This is a genomic window from Pedococcus sp. P2_D9 (assembly GCF_056404275.1).
In genome coordinates this window covers 274,768-299,564 of sequence record NZ_JBFUEI010000003.1, presented here as the reverse complement: position 1 = coordinate 299,564, position 24,797 = coordinate 274,768, and the positions used below count along the sequence as shown (strand labels likewise).

At 70.6% G+C, this 24,797-nt stretch carries 22 protein-coding genes; 10 read left to right on the top strand and 12 right to left on the bottom strand.

Annotated features, from left to right (window positions below; translation table 11 throughout):
- Positions 1-156 precede the first annotated feature (156 nt).
- Positions 157-1,479, top strand: a complete 1,323-nt coding sequence (locus AC1DXJ_RS06435) for an HNH endonuclease signature motif containing protein (RefSeq protein WP_477636592.1) — start codon at positions 157-159, stop codon at positions 1,477-1,479.
- 83 nt (positions 1,480-1,562) lie between these two features.
- On the opposite strand, the gene AC1DXJ_RS06430 is transcribed toward AC1DXJ_RS06435, so the two are convergent.
- From AC1DXJ_RS06430 to AC1DXJ_RS06415, 4 genes are read right to left on the bottom strand one after another with little or no spacing between them, the layout of a single operon-like run.
- Positions 1,563-1,814, bottom strand: coding sequence for a hypothetical protein (locus AC1DXJ_RS06430; protein ID WP_477636591.1), 252 nt, complete (start codon positions 1,812-1,814; stop codon positions 1,563-1,565).
- A 36-nt stretch (positions 1,815-1,850) separates the two neighbouring features.
- Complete coding sequence (locus tag AC1DXJ_RS06425) at positions 1,851-3,731, bottom strand: NHL domain-containing thioredoxin family protein (protein WP_477636590.1); 1,881 nt, start codon at positions 3,729-3,731, stop codon at positions 1,851-1,853.
- An 11-nt stretch (positions 3,732-3,742) separates the two neighbouring features.
- Complete coding sequence (locus tag AC1DXJ_RS06420) at positions 3,743-4,591, bottom strand: carbon-nitrogen family hydrolase (RefSeq protein WP_477636730.1); 849 nt, start codon at positions 4,589-4,591, stop codon at positions 3,743-3,745.
- A 2-nt stretch (positions 4,592-4,593) separates the two neighbouring features.
- Entirely contained in the window at positions 4,594-6,642 is a 2,049-nt protein-coding gene (locus tag AC1DXJ_RS06415; protein WP_477636589.1) for a bifunctional copper resistance protein CopD/cytochrome c oxidase assembly protein, read from the bottom strand.
- A 26-nt stretch (positions 6,643-6,668) separates the two neighbouring features.
- Between AC1DXJ_RS06415 and AC1DXJ_RS06410 the strand changes: the two genes are divergently transcribed.
- From AC1DXJ_RS06410 to AC1DXJ_RS06380, 7 genes are all read left to right on the top strand, one after another.
- Positions 6,669-7,523, top strand: coding sequence for a maleylpyruvate isomerase family mycothiol-dependent enzyme (locus AC1DXJ_RS06410; protein ID WP_477614367.1), 855 nt, complete (start codon positions 6,669-6,671; stop codon positions 7,521-7,523).
- Between the two features lie 109 nt (positions 7,524-7,632).
- Positions 7,633-8,196 (top strand): MarR family winged helix-turn-helix transcriptional regulator, encoded by a 564-nt coding sequence (locus tag AC1DXJ_RS06405; protein WP_477636588.1) that lies wholly within the window; start codon positions 7,633-7,635, stop codon positions 8,194-8,196.
- A gap of 1 nt (position 8,197) precedes the next feature.
- Positions 8,198-9,943: an MDR family MFS transporter gene (locus AC1DXJ_RS06400; RefSeq protein ID WP_477636587.1), complete on the top strand. Its 1,746-nt coding sequence runs from the start codon at positions 8,198-8,200 to the stop codon at positions 9,941-9,943.
- A gap of 104 nt (positions 9,944-10,047) precedes the next feature.
- Positions 10,048-11,034: an ABC transporter ATP-binding protein gene (locus tag AC1DXJ_RS06395; RefSeq protein WP_477636586.1), complete on the top strand. Its 987-nt coding sequence runs from the start codon at positions 10,048-10,050 to the stop codon at positions 11,032-11,034.
- Positions 11,027-11,935, top strand: a complete 909-nt coding sequence (locus tag AC1DXJ_RS06390; RefSeq protein WP_477614363.1) for a hypothetical protein — start codon at positions 11,027-11,029, stop codon at positions 11,933-11,935. Before AC1DXJ_RS06395 ends, AC1DXJ_RS06390 begins: the two co-directional genes overlap by 8 nt.
- Complete coding sequence (locus AC1DXJ_RS06385) at positions 11,932-12,846, top strand: ABC transporter ATP-binding protein (protein ID WP_477636585.1); 915 nt, start codon at positions 11,932-11,934, stop codon at positions 12,844-12,846. Before AC1DXJ_RS06390 ends, AC1DXJ_RS06385 begins: the two co-directional genes overlap by 4 nt.
- Positions 12,847-12,848: 2 nt before the next feature.
- Positions 12,849-13,556 carry an ABC transporter permease gene (locus AC1DXJ_RS06380; protein ID WP_477614361.1) on the top strand — a complete coding sequence of 236 codons (708 nt, stop codon included), beginning with the start codon at positions 12,849-12,851 and terminating at the stop codon, positions 13,554-13,556.
- A 65-nt stretch (positions 13,557-13,621) separates the two neighbouring features.
- Here the strand turns inward: AC1DXJ_RS06380 and AC1DXJ_RS06375 are convergent, their stop codons facing one another.
- The 8 genes from AC1DXJ_RS06375 to paaN all read right to left on the bottom strand — a co-directional run bounded on the left by AC1DXJ_RS06375 (position 13,622) and on the right by paaN (position 23,557).
- Entirely contained in the window at positions 13,622-15,139 is a 1,518-nt protein-coding gene (locus tag AC1DXJ_RS06375; protein ID WP_477636584.1) for a dihydrolipoamide acetyltransferase family protein, read from the bottom strand.
- 17 nt (positions 15,140-15,156) lie between these two features.
- Complete coding sequence (locus AC1DXJ_RS06370; RefSeq protein ID WP_477636583.1) at positions 15,157-16,131, bottom strand: alpha-ketoacid dehydrogenase subunit beta; 975 nt, start codon at positions 16,129-16,131, stop codon at positions 15,157-15,159.
- Positions 16,131-17,354 carry a pyruvate dehydrogenase (acetyl-transferring) E1 component subunit alpha gene (gene pdhA, locus AC1DXJ_RS06365; protein WP_477636582.1) on the bottom strand — a complete coding sequence of 408 codons (1,224 nt, stop codon included), beginning with the start codon at positions 17,352-17,354 and terminating at the stop codon, positions 16,131-16,133. Before pdhA ends, AC1DXJ_RS06370 begins: the two co-directional genes overlap by 1 nt.
- Positions 17,355-17,699: 345 nt before the next feature.
- Entirely contained in the window at positions 17,700-18,746 is a 1,047-nt protein-coding gene (gene mgrA, locus AC1DXJ_RS06360) for an L-glyceraldehyde 3-phosphate reductase (RefSeq protein WP_477636581.1), read from the bottom strand.
- A 70-nt stretch (positions 18,747-18,816) separates the two neighbouring features.
- The gene (locus AC1DXJ_RS06355; RefSeq protein ID WP_477636580.1) at positions 18,817-20,202 is read right to left on the bottom strand and encodes an FAD-binding oxidoreductase; all 1,386 of its coding nucleotides are present in this window, start codon (positions 20,200-20,202) and stop codon (positions 18,817-18,819) included.
- A 111-nt stretch (positions 20,203-20,313) separates the two neighbouring features.
- The gene (gene hisC, locus AC1DXJ_RS06350) at positions 20,314-21,411 is read right to left on the bottom strand and encodes a histidinol-phosphate transaminase (RefSeq protein ID WP_477636579.1); all 1,098 of its coding nucleotides are present in this window, start codon (positions 21,409-21,411) and stop codon (positions 20,314-20,316) included.
- Between the two features lies 1 nt (position 21,412).
- Entirely contained in the window at positions 21,413-21,796 is a 384-nt protein-coding gene (locus AC1DXJ_RS06345; RefSeq protein WP_477636578.1) for a phage holin family protein, read from the bottom strand.
- 36 nt (positions 21,797-21,832) lie between these two features.
- Positions 21,833-23,557, bottom strand: coding sequence for a phenylacetic acid degradation protein PaaN (paaN, locus tag AC1DXJ_RS06340; RefSeq protein ID WP_477636577.1), 1,725 nt, complete (start codon positions 23,555-23,557; stop codon positions 21,833-21,835).
- Between the two features lie 62 nt (positions 23,558-23,619).
- On the opposite strand from paaN, the gene AC1DXJ_RS06335 reads away from it, so the two are divergent.
- Both AC1DXJ_RS06335 and AC1DXJ_RS06330 read left to right on the top strand, forming a co-directional pair.
- Positions 23,620-23,949: an ArsR/SmtB family transcription factor gene (locus AC1DXJ_RS06335; RefSeq protein WP_477636576.1), complete on the top strand. Its 330-nt coding sequence runs from the start codon at positions 23,620-23,622 to the stop codon at positions 23,947-23,949.
- Positions 23,946-24,713: an SRPBCC domain-containing protein gene (locus tag AC1DXJ_RS06330; RefSeq protein WP_477636575.1), complete on the top strand. Its 768-nt coding sequence runs from the start codon at positions 23,946-23,948 to the stop codon at positions 24,711-24,713. The genes AC1DXJ_RS06335 and AC1DXJ_RS06330 overlap by 4 nt, the downstream gene beginning before the upstream one ends.
- The last annotated feature ends 84 nt before the right edge of the window (positions 24,714-24,797 follow it).

Genomic DNA, 24,797 nt, shown 5'->3' with positions numbered 1-24,797 from the left:
ATTCTTCTCATACCGCCACGTCGCGACAGGGGCCGGAGAGCGGCACCGACCCGCCACCCCTTCCGGCAGCCCGTCGCGAGACCTGACCACCTTTCTGGCCAGTCCCTCGGTGGACTGTGCTTGTGTTCGAACAGATGTTCGACTATGGTTGCCTACATGTCACCAGCCGCCAGCCTTCTCACCGCCCCACTCGGGACGGTCGAAGTGCTGCGCGAGATCGACGAGCTGCTGGATCGGGTCCACACCGGCGACGTGAGCGGCGGCACTGCCGCGGCGGCGGCCCTGGGCGACGTCGACCGGGTGATCACACGGCTGCAGGCCGTTCGGCTCTCACTCGTCGCCGAGGCTGACCGTTCTGAGGTCGCCGCCGACTCCGGGCTCACCGACACGTCAGCATGGTTGGCGGCCAGCACGCGGCGCGAGGGCGGTCAGGCGGCCCGTGACGTGCGGCTCGCGATGGCCCTCGACAACGGCCTTGACGCCACCCGTGAGGCACTGGCCGCCGGCGACGTCTCCACCGAGCACGCCCAGGTGATCGCGACGGCCACCGCCCAGCTGCCCCACGGCGTGAGCACGCAGGAGCGGACGGCCATCGAGGCAGATCTCGTGCGCCGAGCCAAACTGGTTGACCCGGGCACCCTGCGCAAGGAGGGCAGGCGGATCCTGTCGGTCGCGCAGCGTTCGCAGGCCGAGGTCGACGCCCACGAGGACCAGGTGCTGCGCAGCGAGGAAGACGCGGCGTTGGCCAAGGCGCGGCTGACGTGGCACCACAACGGCGACGGCACCACGACCGGTCACTTCACGCTGCCGACTCTTGCGGCTTCGATCCTGGCCAAGACCGTCCAACAGATCGCATCGCCCCGTCGGTTCGCCCAGCAGGCTGCCAAGGCGGCCAAGGCTGCGGGTGCCACCACGGCTGCCGATGTCACAGCGGCCACCTGGGAGGCCTTTCAGGCAGAGGGTGACTGGGCCCACCGCTACGGCACGGCATTCGTCGAGCTGCTCGAGCACCTCCCCACCGACACACTCAGCGGCAAGGTCGCAGCCACGGTGGTCGTCACGATCGACCACGACCAGCTCAAGGCAGCTGTCGGAGCCGCCCACCTTGACACCGGCCACGACATCTCCGCCAGGGAGGCCCGCCGACTGGCCTGTAATGCCGGCATCCTTCCGGCGGTTCTGGGTGGACGATCGGTTCCGCTGGACCTCGGGCGGCAGGAGCGGTTCTTCACCGAGGCGCAGCGGGTCGCCCTCGCCACGACCTACGACACCTGTGCGGCGACAGGGTGCGATCGGCCCTATGCCTGGTCCGAGCTCCATCACGAGGATCCGTGGGCAAGCGGTGGTCGGACCGATCTGGCGCTGGCAGTCCCGGTGTGCGGATACCACCATCGCAGGGTCCACGACCCGCGCTACTCACACCGGATCGACACGGACGGCCAAGGGAAGAAGTCCGTCATCTTCGCTCTCCGGACATGAGGCGAGGACTGTTGGGCGGGGCGGCGCGGCGGCGCGGGGTGTGGGGTGTGGCAGGCCCTGCGGGAGTTTGGCGCGGCCGCGACTCAGCCGGCGAAGCCGCCTGAGTTGCCGCCGCCTGCGCCGGGAATCTTGAAGGATTCGGGCGGGCGTCCCGCGTCCCCTCGGTCGTCTTGTCCGTCGAACGTCGCCCCACGCCGCTGGAGTACCCAGGCAAGGACGCCGATCGCGACCAGCACTGCAAGCAGCCACCACATGTCGCCCACCTTCGCAGCGGCCCGCGCGGGAGCGGACCGATGACCCGAGCGTAGGCGCTGCGGCAGGATCTTGGGGGCCAACCGGGAACGCTACGCGCGCGCCCGCTGAATCGTGGGTCAGACGCCTCGCAGGTCGAGGGTCAGTTCGGTGGTGGCGCCGTCGACCAGCACGACGGGGATACCCCAGTCCTGTTGGTAGAGGTGGCAGGCGGCGTGCTCGGGCACCTCGCCGGTCTCGGGGTCGCCGTCGCACGAGGCGGCCTGCACCGAGATGTGCAGCACTCCGTCGCCGGCCGCCGGGTCGAGGGTCAGCGTGCGCGTCAGGCCTTCGGCGCTGCCAGCACCTTCGCGCAGCAGGCCCTCGGGGGTCGCCGACACCATCAACCGAGTCGGGTCGCCCCAGCGGAAGTCGAGCTTCTGCCCCGTGGGCGGGGAGAAGCTGACCGTCAGGGTCAGGGGACCTGGCGCGACCTCGGTGCGGGGTCGCTGGGTGCGCTGGGCGAGGCCGTCGACGCGCTGGGCCTTGTCGGGCAACGGGATCCGCACGAGCTGGTGGGCCGCCGACTCGACCACCACCAGGCGCGCTCGAGGCGCGACACTCGAACGGTTCGGGGACTGGCTGTCGCCGACCTCGGCCAGCTCGACGACGGCATCGGAGGGCTCGCGCAGGCCGGTGGCCAGGGTGCTGACCTCGCGGGTGACCGGATCGAACCGGCGGATCGCGCCGTTGTAGGTGTCGCTGATGGCCACCGAGCCATCCGGCAGGACGGTCACGCCGAGGGGGTGCTGGAGCAGCGCGTCGTCAGCCGTGCCGTCCCGGTGGCCGAAGTCGAACAGGCCCTGACCCACGTGGGTGGTGACGACGAAGCCTTCGTCGGTGACGTCGAGCGATCGCAGCGCGGAGGTCTCGGAGTCCGCGACCCACAGGCGCGACCCGTCCTCGGACACCGCGAGCCCCGACGGCTGGGCAAACCACGCCTCGTCCGCCGCTCCGTCGCGAATGCCCTCCGCGGACGTGCCCCCGAGCACCGCAACCGTGTTGTCAGCCGGGTCGGTGGCCAGGTGCAGGGCCCACAGCTGATGGGTCCCGGCCATCGCGATGACGACCCTGCCGATGAACCAGGCCAGGTCCCAGGGCGTCGAGAGGTCCTGCTTGAGGGCCGGGCCGCTGCCAGACCGTTCGCGCAGCTGGCGGCCCGTCCCGGCGAGCACCGTCCAGGTCCCGTCGGCGAGCCGCAGCCCGAGGATCCGGTGGTTGACGGAGTCCGCGACGACCACGTCGTAGCCGACTCGCTCAACCGTGTCCGCCGGGAGGACCAGCACCCCCTGCGGCTCGTTCAGCGGGCCAGACTCGATCGTGCCGGCGAAGCGTCGGCGTTCGGTCTCCAGGTCGGGTTCGAGCAAGACGAGCTCGTGGTGCGCGGTGTCGGAGACGAGGAACGAGCCGTCCGGCAGGGCAGCTGCCTTGCCCGGGAACCGCAGCGCGGTCTGGGCGGGCGCCGGCGCGGCATACGGCGAGTTGCCTTGGCGCAGGGTGCCCTTCGCGCGGTGCGAGGCGATCAGCTCCTCGATGAGGACCGACAGGCCGTGGCCGTGTCCTTCGCCGGACATCGAGGCGACGATGTAGCCCTCGGGGTCGATGACGACCAACGTCGGCCACGCGCGGGCGGTGTAGGCCTGCCACGTGACGAGGTCGGGGTCGTCGAGCACCGGGTGGTGCACGGCGTAGCGCTCGACCGCAGCGGCGAGGGCGTCGGGGTCGGCCTCGTGCTCGAACTTCGGGGAGTGGACCCCGATCAGGACCAGGGAGTCCGCGTACGTCTCTTCGAGCGGACGGAGCTCGTCGAGGACGTGCAGGCAGTTGACGCAGCAGAACGTCCAGAAGTCGAGCACGACGATGCGCCCGCGCAGGTCGGCCAACGTCACCGGCTCGCCGCCGGTGTTGAGCCAGCCCCGCCCGACCAGCTCGGGCGCGCGCAGGCGAGCTTCTCTCTTCACGGCAGCACTCTTCACAGGGGGTCTTTCAGTCGCCGGTCCTGGAGGACGGGGAACTGCTCGCGCCAGGTGGTCACCGCAGCCAGGTCGACGTCGACGCTGAGCACTTCCTCGCCGCTGCCGGCCATGGCCAGCGCTTCGCCCGTCGCCGAGATCACCTGCGAGTGGCCGCCCATCGCGGTGCCCGCGTGGGTGCCCGCGGTGTTGCAGGCGATGACGACGCACTGGTTCTCGATGGCACGCGCGTGGGCGAGCAGGGTCCAGTGCCGCACGCGCGCCGCGGGCCACGCGGCCGGGATGACGAAGACGGTGGCGCCGGCGTCGAGCTGGCGCCGATAGAGCTCGGGGAACCGCAGGTCGTAGCACGTCGACAGCGCCGCGCGGTGTGGAGCGTTGTCCTGCCTGGGTCCAGTGCTCGGCAGGTCCACGAGAACGATGTCCTCGCCGGCGTCCATCAGCTTCGGTTCGCCCGAGCCGAAGCCGAACCGGTGGATCTTGCGGTATGCCGCGACGAGACTTCCGTCCGCGGCATAGACGAGCGAGGTGTTCCAGAGTCCGTGGCCGTCCGAGCTCTTCTCTTTCCAGCTGGTGTCTCCCGCGGCGGGGCGCTCGACGATCGACCCGGCGTGGAGCATGACCCCGGCGTCACGGGCGGCGGCGGACATCGCGGCACCGATCGGGCCGTCGACGGGCTGGGCGCGCGCAGCCCACTCGCGGTAGGAGAAGCCGCCCGGCGCCCAGAGCTCGGGCAGCACCACGAGGTCGTGACCGGCCTGGGCGCGCACCAGGTCGGCGACGCGCGTGACACGCTCCGCCATGGGTTCGTCGTCGCCGTATCCGATCTGCAGCACCGCAACCCGCATGGTCACTGCCGCTCCTCGCTTCGCTGGTCGTGTCGTTGCTGATCGTGTCGTTGGTCGTCTCGACGTCTCAGCTCCTTCAAGTGTGCGTTGTAGGCGGCCAGCTCTGCATCCCCGTCGCGGTCGGCCTGCCGGTCCTTGCGCTTGGTCTCGGCGCGGTCGGTCCGGACCCAGGCCATCGCGACGAGGAGCGTGAGAATCACGGTCGGCGCCTCGCCGATGCCCCACGCGATGGCGCCGGCTTCGCGCTGGTTGCCGAGGACGTCGCTCATCCACGGCAGCTTGAGCGCCTCGAAGAAGTCGGGGGCCAGCACCGTCGTGCTGCCGGTCATGACCACGCCGAAGAACGCGTGGAACGACATGGTCGCGAACAGCACGACGAGCAGCATGATCGGCGGCCACTTCTTCGGGCCGGGGTCGATGCCGATGAGCACCCAGGTGAACAGGTAGCCCGTGAGAAGGAAGTGCACGACCATCAGGACGTGCCCCGTGTGGGTGCGCAGCGCCAGCTCGAACAGCGGTGAGTAGTAGAAGATCGCGAGGCTGAAGAAGAAGAGGGCCGCCGCGACGACCGGGTTGGCTACCACTTTGAGCACCCGCGACTGCACCACCTGGAGGACTACCTCGCGGGGCCCCCAGGTCTTGTCGGTGCGGGCCGGCAGGGCGCGCAGGGCGAGGAGGATCGGCGCTGCCGGCACGAGCAACAGGGGCACGAGCATCGCGATGACCATGTGCATGACCATGTGCATCGAGAACAGCACGCGACCGTAGACCCCCGGCGCGCCCGAGGTCGCGTAGGCGAAGACCGCCCAGCCCAGGACCCACACGACCGTCCGGTGCACCGGCCACGCGTCGCCACGGCGGCGCAGCCGCAGCACGCCGGCGACGTAGGTCCCCACAGCCACGACCGCGAGGCTCAGCCACAGCCAGTCGGTCGTCCACGTCGTCAGCCACGAGGACCCCGAGAGCGGCCCGGGGTCGGGATAGCCGGTCAGGGCGAAGGTGCGGGAGGCGTCCGCGACGGGCACGTCAGGCACCGGTGGCGCACTGCGCGACAGGGCAACCGCCGTTCCCAGCGCCACTCCCATGACGACGAGCTCGGCCGCGACGAGGCGCAGGAAGGCGGTGGTGCTGCCCCGCTCGAGGCCCGCCAGGAGCGAGCGGCGGTGGCGCCACCCGGCATACCCGAGCAGGAGGAGCGCCACGGTCTTGACGACGAGGAGCACGCCGTAACGCGTGCCCAGGTCGCTCCACGTGCCCACCCGGATCAGGGCACTCTGCAGGCCCGACAGGGCCACTGCCGCGAAGCACCAGCCGGCCAGGGTCGAGAATCGCGCCGCCGTGGGGGCGAGGTCGCGGCCCAGGATCGGCTTCAGCACCGCGAGGGCGAGCAGGCCACCGACCCAGACGGTGACCGCGACGAGGTGGACCGCGAGCGCGTTGACGGCGGTGCTGTGGTCGGTCGCCCCGGCCGCGTGGCCGGCGAGCGCGAGGGGCAGCAGGCCGAGCACCGAGATCACCGAGAGCCAGGCCATCGCGGCCCGGCTGGTGACGACGAGGGCTACGACGGAGACGAGGGCTGCGACGCCCGCCGTGATCAACGTGACTCGGGTCGGCTCGATCCGCCAGGCGAAGGTCGTGAACTGCTGCGCGAACGACGGGTCGGAGAGTGGGACCCCGATCAGGTCGGCCATGCCGAGCACGGCCCCGGCGGCGCCGGCGAGCGCCCACAGCCCGGCGGCGATGCCCGCGAGCCTGGTGGCGGTCAGCCGGCGGCTCGTGCGCGTCGTCTCAGGCACGAGGTATGCCGCGTGGACGAGCAGCCCCACCGTCACCGCGGCGGCGAGGTCGTGGACCACCCTGGCGTAGAGCAATCCCCACCGGACGAAGCCTCCGGGGTCGCCGATGACCGGGGCCGTGGCGGCCTCGCCGATGAYGGCCGCCAGCGGGAGCGCCACCAGGGCCGCGAGCACGAGCGCCAGGAGCGCCAGCCGCCCCAAGGGAGCCGAGGGCGCCGCGGGGGCGTTCACGGTCTTGGCGACGGGAGAGGTCATGGCGACAGCCTAAGTATGGTGGAGCCATGTCCTTGCACCCGGCAGCACCCGAAGACCTGGCCGGACTCGTCACGGCCTACCAGCAGACGACCCAGGCAGTCATCGACCTGGGTCGGTCCTGCTCGGATGCCGACTTCGACCTCCCGACGGCCTGCCCCGGCTGGACGGTGAAGGACCAGATCTCGCACGTGGTGGGCCTGGAGTCGTGGCTGCACACCGGTGACGTCCCGCGCGTGGACCTGCCTGACTACGACCACGTGCGCCACGAAGCCGGCAAGTTCATCGAGCGCTCGGTGGAGCTGCGGCGGGGGATGCTGGGGGCCAAGGTCGTCAGCGAGCTGGAAACCATTGTGGCGCAACGGGTGGAGCAGTTCAGCGCACCGGACATGACGCTCGAGACCATCGTTCGGGGAGCGTGGGGGCCGGCGCCGGCGGGCGAGAACCTCCGCACCCGGATCCTCGACATCTGGACCCATGAGCAGGACATCCGCCAGGCGTTGCGACGGCCCGGCAACCTCGACTCCGGTGGCGCGACCGTGTTCATGGAGCAGCTCTTCGCCTCGCTGCCGAGGATGGTGGCACGCGACGCGGGCATCGAGCCCGGCAACGTCGTGATCATCGACAGCACCGGACCGGTGACCGGGCGAGCAGGCGTGTGGGTGGAGGCCAGCGACGACGGCAAGCCGCGCGGCATACCCCTGTTCTCGGGCATCGCCCACGACGGGGACCCCGACGACGTCTTCACGACGATCACCCTCTCGACCGACGCCCTCACCCGACGGGCTGCCGGGCGCGGTGGGCTCGAGGACATCCACTTCACGGTGCAGGGCGACGAGGACGTGGCCCGTCGGGTGCTGGAGAACCTCGTCCTCGTTCCCTGACCCGCCTGTCCGCTCGTCGGCCGTCGGCCGGATCGTTGCTTGCACCACACAACCATCTCGTGATACTTGTATGTCGCAAGCAACTTTCTGCACAGATCCCAGGTCGCCCATGTCCACGCACCACCTCGACCGGCAGACGGCTGAACGCGTCAGCGTCGGCCTGATCCGGCTGATGAAGCTCCTGCAGGCCCTGCGCCAGCACGCGCCCCGCATCCACCCCGCGGTGGACGCCACCGCCTACCCGATCCTGTTCAACCTGGCCGCCGAGCCCCGGCGGGTCTCGGTGCTCGCCGAGTGCGTCCACTCCGACGTCTCGACGGTCAGCCGACAGGTGAGCACCCTCGAAGCCCACGGTCTCGTCGACAAGGTCAGCGACCCCGACGACGGCCGCGCCCAGGTCGTCCGTCTCAGCGACGAGGGCCAGACCCTGCTCGCCGGCATCCAGCAGCAACGGACCGAGTGGTTCGGTGAGCTGATGGCCGACTGGACCGCCGAGGAGGCCAGCGACTTCGCCGGTCACCTGGAGCGGTTCGGCGCCGACCTCGAGGGCTTCCGCGAGCAGATGGTCGCCCGCCGCCCCGGCTCCACGTCCACGCCTGCGGGTCCCGCACCGTCCAGCCCCGCTCTTTCCAGCACCCCTCTTTCCAGCCCCCCTCTTTCCACGGAGAACTGACATGGCAGCCGCCGCCCCCGCCCGTCCAGACGGACCCCTCACACACCGCCAGATCATCACGATCCTGACCGGCCTGATGATGGGGATGTTCCTCGCCGCCCTCGACCAGACCATCGTGGCCACGTCGATCCGCACGATCGCCGACGACCTCAAGGGTCTCGACGAGCAGGCGTGGGCGACCACGGCCTACCTGATCACCTCGACCATCGTGACGCCGCTCTACGGCAAGCTGAGCGACATCTACGGTCGCAAGAAGTTCTTCTCGGCCGCGATCACGATCTTCGTCGTCGGCTCGGTGCTCTGCACGCTGTCCCAGTCGATGCTGCAGCTGGCGTTCTACCGCGCCGTCCAGGGCCTCGGCGCCGGCGGTCTCTTCTCGCTCGCCCTCGCAATCATCGGCGACATCGTGCCGCCCCGCGAGCGCGCCAAGTACCAGGGCTACTTCCTCGCCGTGTTCGGCACCTCGAGCGTCCTCGGTCCGGTCATCGGGGGGTTCCTCGCGGGCCAGTCGAGCATCCTCGGTGTCGACGGCTGGCGCTGGGTCTTCCTCGTGAACGTGCCGATCGGCATCGTCGCGCTGCTCGTCGTCTCACGCACGCTGCACCTGCAGCACACCCGCCTCGACCACCGGATCGACTGGTGGGGTGCGGCCACGCTGACCCTCGGGCTCGTCCCGCTGCTGCTCGTCGCCGAACAGGGCCGCGACTGGGGCTGGGGCTCCGGGCGGTCGATCGCCTGCTACGTCGTCGGGATCATCGGCGTCATCGCCTTCCTGCTCGTCGAGCGCGCCATGAAGGACGAGGCCCTGCTGCCTCTCACGCTGTTCCAGGAGCGGACCGTCGCGGTCGCGTCCGGTGCGTCGGTGCTCATCGGCATGGCCATGTTCGGTGGCCTCGCCTCGCTGCCGCTCTACCTGCAGATCGTCAAGGGAGCGTCGCCGACCAAGGCCGGTCTGCTGCTGCTCCCGCTGACCCTCGGCATCATGGTCGGCTCGATCGTCTCGGGCCAGATCATCAGCCGCACAGGGCGCTACCGCCGGTTCCCGATCATCGGCTCGGCACTGCTGGCGCTCGCGCTGTTCGTCTTCCACTTCATCAAGGCGGACACCCCGCTGTGGCAGACCAGCATCGTGATGGTGGCCTTCGGGCTCGGGCTCGGCTTCAACTTCCAGCCGCTCACCCTCGCCGTGCAGAACGCCGTCTCACCGCGGCTGATCGGCGTCGCGACCTCGTCGGCGACCTTCACCCGTCAGATCGGCGGCACGCTCGGCACCGCGGTGTTCCTGTCAATCCTGTTCTCGACGGTGCCCGACAAGATCGCCACCGCGCTCAAGGCATCGGCCGGCACCAAGGACTTCCAGGCGGCGCTGGCCGACCCGGCCAACGCCGAGTTCGCCAAGGGCCTGTCGTCGGCGGCCGGTCAGGCCGGCGGCACCGCGGGAGGGGTCCTCAAGGACAGCTCGTTCCTCAACGACCTCGACCCGCGGCTGGCCAAGCCGTTCCTCCAGGGGTTCTCGAACTCGATGGACCTGGTCTTCCTCGTGGGTGCCGGGGTGATGGTGGTCGGCTTCCTCGTGATGCTGCTGCTGCCGCACGTCGAGCTGCGTGGTGGCTCGGCCTACTCGGAGCGCGGCGCTGCCGACAAGGCCGACTCCGACAAGGCCGACTCCGACAAGGCTGACTCCGACAAGGCCGACGCTGAAGCCGCAGACGCCGCTGTCACCGCACCTCCCGCCATCGGTCACTGACGTAGGGGTCTTCCCTGACCCTGCCCTGAATCTGCACCGAACCTCCCCTGAATCTCCACGTAGCCGCGCCGGTCGACCCGACCTGCGCGGCTACTGTGGCTCGCGTGGAACCAGTTCACGCGGGGGTCGTGGTGCAGACCCAGCGCCTCACCAAGGACTACGGTCCGGTGCTCGCGCTGGACTCGCTCGACCTCGAGATCGGCCCGGGGATCACGGGACTGGTGGGAGCCAACGGGGCCGGCAAGTCGACGTTGCTCAAGATCCTGCTCGGCCTGGTCCCCGCGACCGGCGGCAGGGCGCACGTGCTCGGCCACGACATCGCGGTCCAGGGGTCGGCCATCCGCGCGGCCGTCGGCTACCTCCCGGAGCACGACTGCCTGCCCCCCGACGTGAGCGCGAGTGACTTCGTCGTGCACCTGGCGATGATGTCGGGGCTGCCCAAGGTCGCGGCCCGTGAGCGAGCGGCCGAGGTGCTGCGCCACGTCGGGCTGGCCGAGGAGCGCTACCGGCCGATGGGCGGCTACTCCACCGGCATGAAGCAGAAGGCCAAGCTCGCCCAGGCCCTGGCCCACGACCCCCGGCTGGTGCTGCTCGACGAGCCGACCAACGGCCTCGACCCCGCTGCGCGCGAGGAGATGCTCGGCCTGGTCCAGCGGATCGGGCACGACTTCGGGATCGCGGTCATCGTGACCTCGCACCTGCTCGGCGAGCTCGAGCGGGTGAGCGACAATGTCGTCGTGCTCGACGGCGGCCACCTCCTGCGGGCCTCGCGCACCGACGAGTTCCTCGACGCCACGGGCGTCCTGCTGGTCGAGGTCCTCGGTGACGACGCGACCGCTCGCATGGCGCGGGCGCTGGCCAAGGCCGGTGTGGCCACGACTCCGCGGGGCGCCCTCCTGACCGTCGACGCCACGGCTGGGCAGCCCGACGGGCACGAGGTGCACGACCTGATCCGCGACACCGCGAGCGACCTTGGGGTCGGCCTGGTGCGGCTCCAGGTCGACCACCGTCGCATCGAGGATGTGTTCGTTGATGGGCCTGGACCTGTCGGAGGGCATGGCGCTGTCGAGGGGCCTGGCTCTGATGAGTGAGCTCTCCACCGACCCGTCGTCAGCCACCCCCGAGGGCCGCAGCGTCATCCACGACCTCGGGTACCGCCCGTACACCGGTCCACGGCTCGGACCCACGGCCATTGCCCGGGCGTTGCTGGTCACCGGGTTCCGCAACGCGTTCGGGCTCGGCCGCTCCGGCCGGTCGAAGGTGCTGCCCTTCATCCTGCTCGGCCTCAACGTCCTGCCGGCCGTCATCATCGGTGGCGTGATGGTGCTGGTCGGCCTCAAGGAGCTGCCGGTCGGCTACGCGCAGTACGCCTCGACGACGCAGGTGCTGCTCGGCATCTTCGTGGCCTCGCAGGCGCCGGTGCTCTTCTCGCGCGACCTGCGGCACGGCACCATCTCGCTCTACCTCGCGCGCCCGCTGCCGTCTGCCACCTACGCCGTCGCCCGCTGGGGCTCCCTCCTCGGCGCGACCCTGGTCTTCCTGCTGCTCCCCGTCCTGATCCTGTATGCCGTGGCGCTGCTGGGGGAGCTCGACGTGTCCGACCAGTCCCGCGAAGCCGCCGTGGGCGCCGGGTTGGCAGTGCTGCTCGCGCTGTCCCTTGCCGGGGTGGCGGGCCTGATCGCCTCGTGGTCGACCCGGCGTGGGTTCGCCGTGGTCGCCACCATCGCGCTCCTGTTGCTGGGCAACGGGATCGTGACGGCGATCCAGGGCATCGCCGGCGAGGAGCACCACCCACGGGTCGGTGAGGTCGCCGGGCTCTTCTCGCCCTACTCGCTCTACCGCGGGCTGATGGCGATGTGGGCCGACGGCGAGATCGCGACGCCGCCGACGGGCGTGCCGATGCAAACCGCCTACGTCGTCGTGTTCGTCGGCCTGTCCGCCGCCTGCCTGGGCGGCCTGGTGTGGCGCTACCGACGGGTCGCGACGGCATGAGCGTCATCACGATCGACCAGGCCTCCCGTTGGTACGGCAACGTCGTGGCCGTCAACGGCATCTCGATGACGGTGCGACCGGGGGTGACCGGCCTGCTCGGACCGAACGGTGCGGGCAAGACCACGCTCATCGCCCTGATGAGCGGCTTCCTGGCCCCGTCGGCCGGCTCGGTGACCCTCGACGGCACACCGATCTGGCGGCACACCGACGCCTACCGCGCGATCGGCCTGGTGCCCGAGCGCGAGCTGAGCTTCGGTTACCTGACCGGTCGTGAGTTCGTGCAGGCGAACGCCGAGCTGCACGGGCTGGCCGACCCCGGTGCCGCGACCGAACGCGCCCTCGACGTGGTCGAGATGGGCGAGCCCGCAGCCCGCCGGATCGGGACCTACTCCAAGGGCATGCGGCAGCGCGTGAAGCTCGCGTCCGCGCTCGTGCACGACCCCGCCGTCCTCCTGCTCGACGAGCCGTTCAACGGCGTCGACCCCCGCCAGCGCCTGCACCTGATGACGCTGCTCCGCCGGATGGGGTCGGAGGGTCGCACCGTGCTCTTCAGCTCGCACATCCTCGAGGAGGTCGAGCAGGTGGCCCGGCAGATCGAGGTCGTCGTGTCCGGGCGGCATGCGGCGTCGGGCGACTTCGGCCAGATCCGCAGGCTGATGACCGACCGCCCGGTGCAGTACGTCGTGGTGGGCGACGACGACCGTGGCCTGGCCAGCGCGCTGATCGCCGAGCCGTCCGTGGTCGCGGTGTCGCTGCGCCCGAAGGGCGGCGTGGACGTGTCCGTCTCCGACTTCGGCGCCTTCGCGGTCCGGCTGCCGCAGGTGGCCCGACAGCACGGCATACGGATCCTCGAGCTGACGCCGACCGACGAGTCGCTCGAGAGCGTCTTCGCCTACCTGGTGGGGGGCTGACCGTGAACCAGACGATCCTGCGCCTTTCGCGCCAGGCCCTCCTCGGCCGTCGCCGCGGCCTGGTGCTGGTCATCATCCCCGCCGTGCTGCTGGCCCTCGCCGTCATCGTCGCGGCGCTGACCGACGACGCCGTCGGCTACGACGCCGTGCTCCATCTGGGCTTCACGCTCGCGCTGCCCCTTGTCGCGCTCCTCGCCGCCACCGCGGTGCTCGGTCCCGAGGTCGACGACGGGTCGATCGTCTACCTGATCTCCAAACCGGTGAGCCGACACGTCATCGCCCTCAGCAAGTTCGCGGTCGCGTGGGCTGCCACGGTCGCGCTCGGGGGTCTGCCCCTCCTGGTCGCAGGTCTCGTCCTCGACAGCGCGGACGCGCGCCAAGCCGTCGCCTGGGGGGTCGCCGGGGTGTTGGCGGGCACGGCGTACACGGCGTTGTTCCTCGCACTGGCCGCCTTCACCCGGCACGCCGTCGTCATCGGGCTGCTCTTCGCCCTGCTGTGGGAGGGGCTGCTCGGCTCGCTCCTCGGCGGGATCAAGTGGGTCTCCATCGGGGCGTGGGGGCGCGGGGTCGCCCAGGAGATCAGCCCGCAGGTGAGCGGTCCCGGCACCGGGCTGGCCTACGCCCTGGTCGCCGCCACGGTCCTCACCCTCGCGTCGCTCTGGTTCACCGGTGACCGGCTGCGGTCGTTCACCCTGCGCGGCGACGAGTAGCCCATGCGCGAAGGCCCGCACCTTCTCGGGTGCGGGCCTTCGCGGGCTTCTTCAGGGCGGTCTTCTCAGCCCCAGACGAGGCCTCGCGCCGGGTCGGCCAGGATCGCGCCGACGTCGGCGATGAACTTGCTGCCGAGCTCGCCGTCCACGAGGCGGTGGTCGAACGACAGGGCCAGCTGGGTGACCCAGCGAGGCTCGATCGTCTCGGTGCCGTCCGCGGCCGTGACGACCCACGGCTGACGTCGGATCGCACCGAACGCCAGGATCGCCGACTCGCCCGGGTTGATGATCGGGGTGCCGGTGTCGACGCCGAAGACGCCGACGTTGGTGATCGTGATGGTGCCGCCGGACATCTCGGCGGGCTGGGTGCGGCCTTCCCGCGCGGTCGCCGTCAGCGCGCCGATGGCCTCGGCCAACTGGCGCATCGACAGCTGGTCGGCGTCCTTGATGTTCGGGACGATCAGGCCCCGCGGGGTGGCGGCGGCGATGCCGAGGTTGACGTAGTTCTTGACCACGATCTCCTGGGCGGCCTCGTCCCACGTGGCATTGATCTCGGGGTGGCGGCGGATCGCGACGGTCATCGCCTTGGCCAGCACCAGCAGCGGCGTGACCTTGACGTCCTTGAACTCGCGGTCCTTCTTCAACCGCTCGACGAGCTCCATGGTGGCCGTCGCGTCGATGGTGACCCACTCGGTGACGTGCGGAGCCGTGAACGCGCTGCCGACCATGGCCTGCGCGGTCATCTTGCGGACCCCCTTGATCGGGATGCGTGTCTCGCGCTCGCCACCACGGGTGAAGACCGGTGCCACGTATGCCGGCTGGCCGGCTCCCGCCGTGCCTGTCGCTGCCGCCGTGGCCGGCTGGGAGGTCCCTGCCGCGTGGGCGTCGATGTCGGCGCGGCTGATGATGCCGCCCTCACCGGAACCCGCGACCGCGGCCAGGTCGATGCCGAGGTCCTTGGCGTACTTGCGGACCGGCGGCTTGGCCAGCGCGCGGGCGCCACCCTCACGGGCGACGGGCACGGCAGGCACGGTCGCGACCGGCTGGTCCTCGGCCGGGCTGCTGGCCGGCTGGACGGCCGGTGCCACCGGGGCTGCCGAGGCGGCGGAGTCGCCCTTGCGGGGGCGGCGCTTGGCCTCGGTCTGCTTGACGCCGTAGCCGACGAGGACGGCAGTGCGACCGGTCGACGTGGTGCCGCCGATCTTGCCCTCCTCGATCTCCTCGTCATCCGAGGCGGCTGCCGCTGCGGCCGCCATCTTGGGAGCGGGCGAGCCCTCGATGCCGGGCTCGACGGCGCCGGCTGCTGGGGCGTCCTGCACCGGGGCAGCCTGGACCGGTCCACCTGCGGTGTCGACGGAGATGATCGGCGTGCCGACCTCCACCGTGTCGCCCTCGGAGACGTGCAGGGCCGTCACGGTGCCGGCGAACGGCACCGGCAGCTCGACGAGCGACTTGGCGGTCTCGATCTCGACGATGATGTCGTTGACCTTGACGGTGTCGCCGACCTTGACGTTCCAGGTGACGATCTCGGCCTCGGTCAGGCCCTCACCGGGGTCTGGAAGCTTGAACTCTTTGACAGCCATGCGTTTTCGCGCCTCTCTCAGAAGGCCAGTGAGCGGTCGACGGCGTCGAGCACCCGGTCGAGGTCGGGGAGGAACTCCTCCTCGAGCTTGCTCGGCGGGTAGGGCAGGTTGTAGCCGCCGACCCGGAGCACGGGAGCCTCGAGGTGGTAGAAGCACCGCTGCTGCAGGGCTGCCGCGATCTCGGCACCCATGCCGAGGAAGGTCGACGCCTCGTGCACGATGACGGCCCGGCCGGTCTTCTCGACGGACGCCGCGATGGTGTCGAGGTCGAGCGGGCTGAGCGTCCGCAGGTCGATGACCTCGAGGTTCTTGCCCTCTGCGGCGGCGGCCTCGGCCGCCTGGAGGCAGGTCTTGACCATGGGGCCGTAGGCGACGAGCGTCGCGTCGGTGCCCTCGCGGCATACCTGCGCCTTGAGCAGGTCGCGGGGGGCGGCGGACTCGTCCACGTCGCCCTTGTCCCAGTAGCGGCGCTTGGGTTCGTAGAACAGCACCGGGTCGTCGGACTCGATGGCCTGCTGGATCATCCAGTAGGCGTCCTCGGCGTTGGAGCAGCAGACGACCTTGAGGCCCGCGGTGTGCGCGAAGTAGGCCTCGTTGGACTCGGAGTGGTGCTCGACCGCTCCGATGCCACCGCCGACGGGGATGCGGATGACCATCGGCAGCTTGACCTTGCCGAGCGAGCGGGCCCGCATCTTGGCGACCTGGCTGACGATGTGGTCGAACGCGGGGTAGATGAACCCGTCGAACTGGATCTCGACGACGGGGCGGTAGCCGCGCAGCGCCATGCCGATCGCGGTGCCGACGATGCCGGCCTCCGCGAGCGGGGTGTCGATGACGCGGTCCTCGCCGAAGTCCTTCTGGAGGCCGTCGGTGACGCGGAAGACGCCACCGAGCTTGCCGATGTCCTCACCCATGAGGACGACCTTGGGGTCGCGCTCCATGGCGGCGCGCAGGCCGTTGTTGATGCCCTTGGCGATCGTCATGCTGGTCATCAGTGGCTCCCCTCGCCCTCGAAGCCGGCGTGGTAGGCGGCGAACTCCTTGCGCTCTGCCTCGACGACGGGGTGCTCCTCGACGTAGATGTGGTCGAACATCGAGTCCGGGGTCGGGTCGGGCATCGACAGGCAGCCCTCGCGGACCGCGATGGCCAGCTCGTCGGCCTCGGCCTCGATCGCGTCGAAGAAGGCCTGGTCAGCCTTCTGGGTGTGTACCAGGTAGGACTTCAGCCGCTCGATGGGGTCGCGGTGCTTCCACACCTCGACCTCGGCGGAGACGCGGTACTTGGTCGGGTCGTCCGAGGTGGTGTGCGCGCCCATGCGGTAGGTGTAGGCCTCGATGAAGGTCGGGCCGTTGCCGGAACGGGCCGCGTTGAGCGCCTGCTGGGTCACGGCATACACGGCCAGCACGTCGTTGCCGTCGACCCGCACGCCGGGGAAGCCGAAGCCGCGCGCCCGCTGGTAGAGCGGGATGCGCGTCTGGCGCTCGTTGGGCTCGGAGATGGCCCACTGGTTGTTCTGGCAGAAGAAGACGACCGGGGCGTTGTTGACCGCGGCGTAGACGAACGACTCGTTGACGTCACCCTGGGCGGTCGCGCCGTCGCCGAAGTAGGCGATCACGGCGGCGTCGCGCTCGTCGTCGCCGGTGCCGACGTCGCCGTCGCGCTGGATGCCCATGGCATAGCCGGTCGCGTGCAGCGTCTGCGCGCCGATGACGATCGTGTAGAGGTGGAAGTTCTTCTCGTTCGGGTCCCAGCCACCGTGGTTGACGCCACGGAAGAGGCCGAGCAGGTTGAGCGGGTTGACCCCGCGGCACCAGGCGACGCCGTGCTCGCGGTAGGTCGGGAAGGCGTAGTCCTGCGGGCGCATGGCACGACCGGAGCCGACCTGGGCGGCCTCCTGGCCGAGCAGGCTGGCCCAGATGCCGAGCTCGCCCTGGCGCTGCAGCGCGGTGGCCTCGGCGTCGACGCGGCGGATGAGGACGAGGTCGCGGTAGAAGCCGCGCAGGTCCTCGTCGGTCAGGTCCTTGACGTACTCGTCGTACTCGGTGTTCTCGACGCGCTGGCCCTCGGGGGTGAGCAGCTGGATCATCTCGGGTCCACCGTCACCGACCTCCGGGACCGGGGCGGTGAGCTCGGCCAGCACCTCGTCCTCGGCGGGACTGGTGGCCGAGGTCGCGGCGTCGTTGCTGCCGGACTTGGCGACTGCGTTGTCGCTCACAGGCACTCCTTCTTCCGTCGAGCCGCGGGTGGCGGATCGTCGGCTCGGGCCGCGGTAACCCTGGCGGGGTCTCCGCTGCTGGATCTGCGGCAGGCTTGGGGCGCCGGTTTGTGGCGGCGCCCACGTGTGGGCCTTGCTGAGGCCCAAGATATCGGCAGCACCGGGAAATCTCAGAATCCGGACTCCTCCGTGCTCACCACCTGCACCTTTGTATGCCGCGCGGCTGGCTCGCCGCGGCATACCCCACCGTTATCGGGTGACCCGATAAAGGTGGCCTTGACCCGGGAACGGTTCCGGGGGGAAGCCGCCCTTTGTCCCTAAACCCGATAAAGGTGGGGTCACACCTCAGGTGAGGCGGGACTGCGAGCGCCAGAGGTCGATCCCGGCGTCGACGGCGTCGCGGTCGATCTCCTCGAGCTCGGCGTCGCTGAACCGCAGGTTGCTGACCGCGGCCGCAGAGTCCTCGAGCTGGCCGACCGAGGACGCCCCGATCAGGACCGAGGTGACCCGCTCGTCGCGCAGGGCCCACGCCAGCGCCAGCTGGGCGAGGGACTGGCCGCGCTCGGTGGCGAGGTCGTCGAGCTTGCGGATGTGGGTCAGCGACTCGTCGGTCAGCAGGTCGGGCGACAGCGACTTGCCCTGGCTGGCGCGTGACCCCTCGGGTATGCCGCCGAGGTACTTGTTCGTCAGCATCCCCTGGGCCAGGGGGCTGAACGCGATGCAGCCGATGCCCCGCTCACCCAGGGTGTCGAGCAGGCCGCCCTCGATCCAGCGGTTCACCATCGAGTACGACGGCTGGTGGATGAGCAGCGGGACGCCCATCTGCTCGAGCACCTCGGCCGCCCGCTCGGTGCGCTCGGGCGAGTAGCTGGAGATACCGGCATACAACGCCTTGCCCTGCTGGACCGCGGTGGCGAGGGCCCCCATCGTCTCCTCGAGCGGAGTGTCCTCGTCGGGGCAGTGGCTGTAGAAGATGTCGACGTAGTCCAGGCCCATCCGGGTCAGGCTCTGGTCCAGGCTCGCCAGGAGGTACTTGCGGGAGCCGCCGATGCCATAGGGGCCGGGCCACATGTCGTAGCCGGCCTTGGAGCTGATGACGAGCTCGTCGCGGTAGGGCCGGAAGTCGGCGGCGAAGTGGCGCCCGAAGTTGGCCTCGGCCGCGCCGTAGGGCGGTCCGTAGTTGTTGGCCAGGTCGAAGTGCGTGATGCCGATGTCGAACGCACGGCGCAGGATCGCGCGCTGGACGTCGAGCGGCTTGTCGTCGCCGAAGTTGTGCCACAGGCCGAGGCTGACCGCCGGGAGTCGCAGTCCGCTCTGGCCAACCTTGCGGTAGGGCATCGGGCCGTAGCGGTCCGGGCGGGCGAGGTACGGGGGGAGCCAGGTGTCGACCATGTCCCCAGTCTGTCGCGCCGGGAGGCGCTCGACTACCTGGGGCTGCTCGGCCCCGGGATGGGCGCGGCGCTCAACCCGCAGGTGCGATGTTCTGGTTGTGCCGGAACACGTTGTCCGGGTCCCACTGCGCCTTGATCGCCCGCAGCCGGGCCAGCTTGGCCTCGCCGAAGGAGCTCTCGATCCGTTCGCGGCCCTCATCGCCGATGAAGTTGAGGTAGACCGCGCCGGTCGTCCACGGCTTCAGGGCGCCTGCCAGGGTGCGGGTGTGCGCGATGTTCGCCTCGGTGTCGGCCGGGTCGGGCCACATCGACAGGTAGTGGATGTTGAACGCGGCCTGCCGCTCGCCGAACGCCGTGGCGTCCTCCGGCACGCGCGCGACGGCACCGCCACCCGGCACGATGATGACCTGGCTGAGCGGCGACACCGGCGCGCTCGCCAGGGACGCGAGGGTCTCCACCGCCTCGTCCGGCAGCGCGTCGAAGAAGTCGGCGGTCCAGTAGTTCTGCATGCCGTGCGGGTTGGCGTCGTCGAGCATCTGCTGGAGGGCCAGGTAGGGCATCGGACCCACCTGCGCGAAGGCCGGCGGGCCGAACGTCAGCAGCGGCGCCAGCACCGTCTCGGCGTCCTCGAGCGGGCCCGTGTAGCTCACGATCACACCGACGGCTGGCTTGCCACGAGCCGGCTCGGGCACCATCTCGATCRGCGGGGCGGTGATGAAGGCGACGCCGCCGCCCACCTCGTCGGGGGCGCTGGCGATGAAGTCACGGAAGTTGCGCAGCACCGCGGCACCCATCGGCGCCGGGTACATGAGCATGCCGCCGAAGACCAGCGGGCCGATCGGGTGCAGCCGCAGGGTGAAGCGGGTGACGACGCCGAAGTTGCCGCCACCGCCGCGCAGGGCCCAGAACAGGTCGGGGTGCTCGGTCTCCGACGCGGTGACGACGCTGCCGTCCGCGGTGACGACCTGTGCCTCCAGGAGGTTGTCGCAGGTGAACCCGAGCCTGCGCTCCAGCCACCCGCTGCCGCTGCCCAGCGCCAGGCCGCCGACGCCGGTAGACGAGACCCGCCCGCCGGTCACGGCGAGCCCGTGCTCCTGGGTGGCGGCGTCGAGCTCTCCCCAGGTGCACCCGCCGCCCACCTGCGCCGTCGATGTCGCCGGGTCGACCTCGATGTCGCGCAGGCCGCGCAGGTCGACGCACAGGCCGCCGTCGACCACGGCCGAGCCCTGGACCGAGTGACCGCCGCCGTAGACGGAGATCGGCAGGCCGGACGCCCGCGCGTAGCTGATCGCGGCCGCCACGTCGGAAGCGCTGCGACAGGTCGCGATCAGGCTCGGCGACCGGTCGACCATGCCGTTGAAGACGCTGCGGGACTGGTCGTACCCGTCGTCGCCCGGCGCCAGCTGCCGGCCCGAGAACTCCGGGATGGTGGGGCGGACATCAGTCAGATCGGTCATGGCAGAACCCTCCGGGAGTGTTCAGCCGACTGTCCTCCCGCCATCACGCCCTGCGCCTCCCCCAAAGGGACGACGGGCCCGGGCCAGGCCCGACCTACCCCGCGAGGGCGGTCAGGCCGGCTCGGCGGGGTGCTCTGCGAGGAACTCGCCGGCCACCCGGATCAGCACGTCGTTGGCCTCGGTCTCGCCGATGGTCGCGCGGACGCCGTCGTTGCCGTACTGGCGCAGCATCAGGCCCGCCTCCTGGGCAGCGGCCGTGAAGTCGCCGGACCGGTCTCCCAGCCCGAACCACACGAAGTTGGCCTGCGTCTCGGGGATGAACCAGCCCTGGCCGCGCAGCATCTCGACCACCCGAGTGCGTTCTGCGACAAGGGCGTCCACGCGCTCCTTCAGCTCGTCGAACGCCTTGAGCGAGGCCACCGCCGCGGCCTGCGCGATCGAGTTCACGCCGAACGGCGTCGCCGTCTTGCGCAGGGCAGACGCGACCGGGGGGTGCGCCACGGCATACCCGATGCGCAGGCCGGCCAGGCCGTAGGCCTTGGAGAAGGTGCGCAGCACCATCACGTTGGGGCGGTCGCGGTAGAGCGCCAGGCTGCGCGGCGCCTCCTCGTCCGTCACGAACTCGACGTAGGCCTCGTCGATGACGACCAGCACACGGGTCGGGACGGCGTCGAGGAACCGCTCGAGCTCGGTGTGGGTCACCATCGGGCCGGTCGGGTTGTTGGGGGTGCAGACGATGACGACCTTGGTGCGGTCGGTGATCGCGGCCTGCATCGCGTCGAGCCGGTGGCGGGCGTGGTCGTCGAGACCCACCTGGACCGAGCTCGCCCCCGCGAGGGCCGTGACGATCGGGTAGGCCTCGAACGACCGCCACGCATAGACGACCTCGTCGCCGGGGTCGCAGGTGGCGGCGATGACCTGGCCGAGGACGCCGACCGAACCCGTGCCCGTCGCGATGTGCTCGGCCGGGACACCGAGGGTGTCGGCGAGTGCCTGGGTGAGCTCCGTGACGGCCATGTCGGGGTAGCGGTTGATCGCACCGGCCGCCTCGCGCACCACGTCGAGGACCGACGGCAGCGGCGGATACGGGTTCTCGTTGGACGAGATCTTGTATGCCGTGACGCCCGCGGGCGCGGCCGCGGGCTTGCCGGGGACGTAGGCGGGCACCTGGTCGAGGGCCGCGCGCAGGCCGACTTCACTCTCCGCCATGTCAGTCTTCGTCGCCGTCCGGGATGACCCAGCCCAGGACCATCGAGACGATCGTGATGATGATGGCGCCGAGCACCGCGTCCCAGAAGAAGTGGTCGATCGTGAAGCTGAGCCCCAGCGGTTCGGCGATCCACTCGGTCAGCTGGAGCATGAAGGCGTTGACGATGAAGGTGAACAACCCGAGCGTCAGGATGATGAACGGGAAGCTGAGCAGCTTGGCGATCGGCTTGACGACGGCGTTGACCAGCCCGAAGACCAGGGCGACCAGCAGCACGGTCGCGAACTTCGAGCCGAACTTGCCCTCCCCGAAGCTGATTCCCGACACGAGCCACGCGGCCACCCACAGTGCCACCGCGTTGACTGCGACCTTGATGACGAAGTTCATGGACCCGATCGTGCCAGATGCGCGGGCCTTGACGAGCTAGACGTGGCGGCGGGAGGTGACGACCCGGAACCGGTTGGCCACGAACGCGGCGTCGACGTAGGCCGCGTTGGCCGCCGGGTTGGCGCCGGTGCCGTGGAAGTCGCTGAACGCCGCGGTCTGGTTGACGAACACGGGACCCGTGAGGTTCTCCGACAGCGCGACTCCCGCGTCCGCCGCGGCATCGCGGGCGGCGTCGAGGACGTCCTCGCTCGTGGAGTAGACCGCCGCCGTCATCGCCCCGTGCTCGCGCACCGTGTCGCGGAACTGTGCCAGCGACTGGTCGGTCCCGGACGTCGCGATGAGGAAGGTCACGGGCCCGAAGCACTCCTGGGTGTAGACGTCCTCGCGGCTCGCGTCCATGCTCACGAGGCCGGGGGCGCGGACCACCGCGTCGGGGTATGCCGGGTGGCTGACCACGCGCGAGTCCAGGACCACCGTGCCACCCGCCTCCTCGGCGAGCGCGGCGAGACCCGCGGCGTTGGCACGGACCCCGTCGTTGACCGTCGCACCGAGCAGCTCGACGGCGCGGGCGTCGTCACCGGTGAGCTTGCCCACCGCCCCGGCGAGCTTCGCCCCGAAGTCCTCGAAGGAGACGTGTCCCTCGTCGGTCTCGATGCCGTCGCGCGGGACGTAGATGTTCTGCGGGGTCGTGCACATCTGACCCGAGTAGAGCGCGAGCGAGAACGCCAGGTTGCCCAGCACCCCGCGCAGGTTGTCGGTCGAGTCGGCGACGATCGTGTTGACGCCGGCCTTCTCGGTGTAGACCAGCTGGCCACGACCGGCGCCGTTCTCCTCGAGCCAGCCGCCAAAGCCCGGGCCGCCGGTGTAGTCGATGATCCGGACCTCGTCGCGCTCGGCGAGCACCTTGGCCAGGCCCTCACCCTCGGACTCGGGCGCGAGCTGGACCAGGTCGGGACTGAAGCCGGCAGCGGAGAGAACCTCACGGCACACGGCGACGGAGATGGCGAGGGGGAGCACGGCCCGCGGGTGCGGCTTCACGATGACGGGGTTGCCGGTGACCAGCGAGGCGAACAGCCCCGGGTAGCCGTTCCACGTCGGGAAGGTGTTGCAGCCGATGACGAGGGCGACACCGCGCGGCACGACGCGGTAGTCCTTCTGCATCCGCAGCGGTGCGGGGTTGCCCTCCTTGTCGCGGCCGGGCTTCTCCCAGACGACGGACGCGGGCACGCGCTCCTGCTCGACGAGGCCGGCGACGATCGACTCGAGCGCCCGGTCCTGCGCGTGCGGCCCGGCGGCCTGGAACGCCATCACGAACGGCTGCCCCGTCGTGTGCATCACCGAGTGGGCGATCTCGAACGACCGAGCGTTGATCTGTTCGACGATCTCGACGCAGACCGCCGCACGGGTGCGGGCACCGGCGTTACGCCACGCGGGCGTTGCGTCGGCGGCAGCCGCCAGGGCCGCGTCGAGGTCGAGGTGCGGGTAGGTGATGCCGAGCGCGGGACCGTACGGCGAGACCTCCTCGCCGACCCAACCACCATCGGTGCGCACCTCGCCCAGACCACCAAAAGCACTGTCCCGCAAGGCTTCGTATGCCGCCTGGCCGGCTTCGGCGGAGCCCTCGCCGTAGACGCGGGGGGACGGCGACTCCGGGAACCGGCTGAAGTAGGACCGCTCCGCCAGCGCCGTCGACGCCTGGGCCAGAAGCTCCGCGTGCTTGTCGACGAGGGGGTGGGTGCTGGGCGCCGTTGCCGTGGTCATGCCCTTCATCGTAAGGGGGTCTGGACATGACCTTAACCGTCGCTCTAGAGTAACCGTTGCCCATGAGTAACCAATCAGCCCTTGCCCTCGACGCCCTCGGCGACCCCAGTCGGCGCCAGATCCTCAAGCTCCTCGCCGAGCGCCCCCGTGCCGTCGGCGAGATCGCCGCGGCCATGCCGATCGGCCGGCCCGCGGTCAGCAAGCACCTCAAGGTGCTCCAGGGCGCCGGCCTGGTGGACCACGAGAGCCGGGGCACGCGGAACCTCTACGCGCTCGCCCCCGACGGGCTCGTCGACCTCCAGCAGTGGCTGGTCGCGACCTGGGACACCGCGCTCACCTCGTTCGCCACGTATGTAGAGCAACACCGCGTCGATGAACAGGAGTCGTCATGAGTGAAGCCCCGACCCTCACACCCGTGTGTCGCGAGATCCGGGTGCGCTGCGACGTCGACACCGCGTTCGAGCTGTTCACCGCCCACCTCGGCTCGTGGTGGCCGCTCGGAACGCACAGCGTCTTCGGCGCGCAGGCCAGCGTCGCCTTCGAGGACGGGTCCCTCGTCGAGCGCCATGGCGCTGAGAAGGCGGTCTGGGGCACGGTGCTGCGTTGGGAGCGACCGGGCGGTTTCGCGATGACCTGGCATCCAGGGCACGGACCCGAGCAGGCGACCGAGGTCGCCGTGGCGTTCGCACCCGACGGCGACAGCACGCTGGTGACGCTGACCCACACCGGCTGGGAGCGGCTGGCCGAGCCCGAGGCCGCGCGGGCGGAGTACGACCGCGGCTGGCCGCTGGTGCTCGCCCGGCTCGCGCAGCGGGTCGAGGCGGCGTCCGCGGGGACGGGCGCGCAGCCCGAGCCCGCCGGGGAGTGGTTCGCGCTGCACCACCGACCCGGGGCCACCCTCCCCGAGGGCGCGTCGATCTTCGCCCACCCGGGCTTCTCCGAACACGTCGCGTTCCTGCACCGACTTCAGGAGCGCGGCTGGCTGGTCGCGGCCGGTCCCGTCGACGCCGCCCGGGGTGAGGGGATGGCGGTCGTGCGCGTCCCGCCCGGGGAGGCCGACGAGCTGGTCCGCCTCGCCCACGAGGACGACGGCTCGGTCACCCGTGGAGTGCTCACGGTCGACGTGCAGCCCTGGGACGTGCGCTTCACGGGATGAGCAGAAAGGCTCCGCCCCGTGGACGCGAGGGTATGCCGCGGGCTCGCCCCCCGCGGCATACCTCGCGGGTCCGTCGACCCGCGC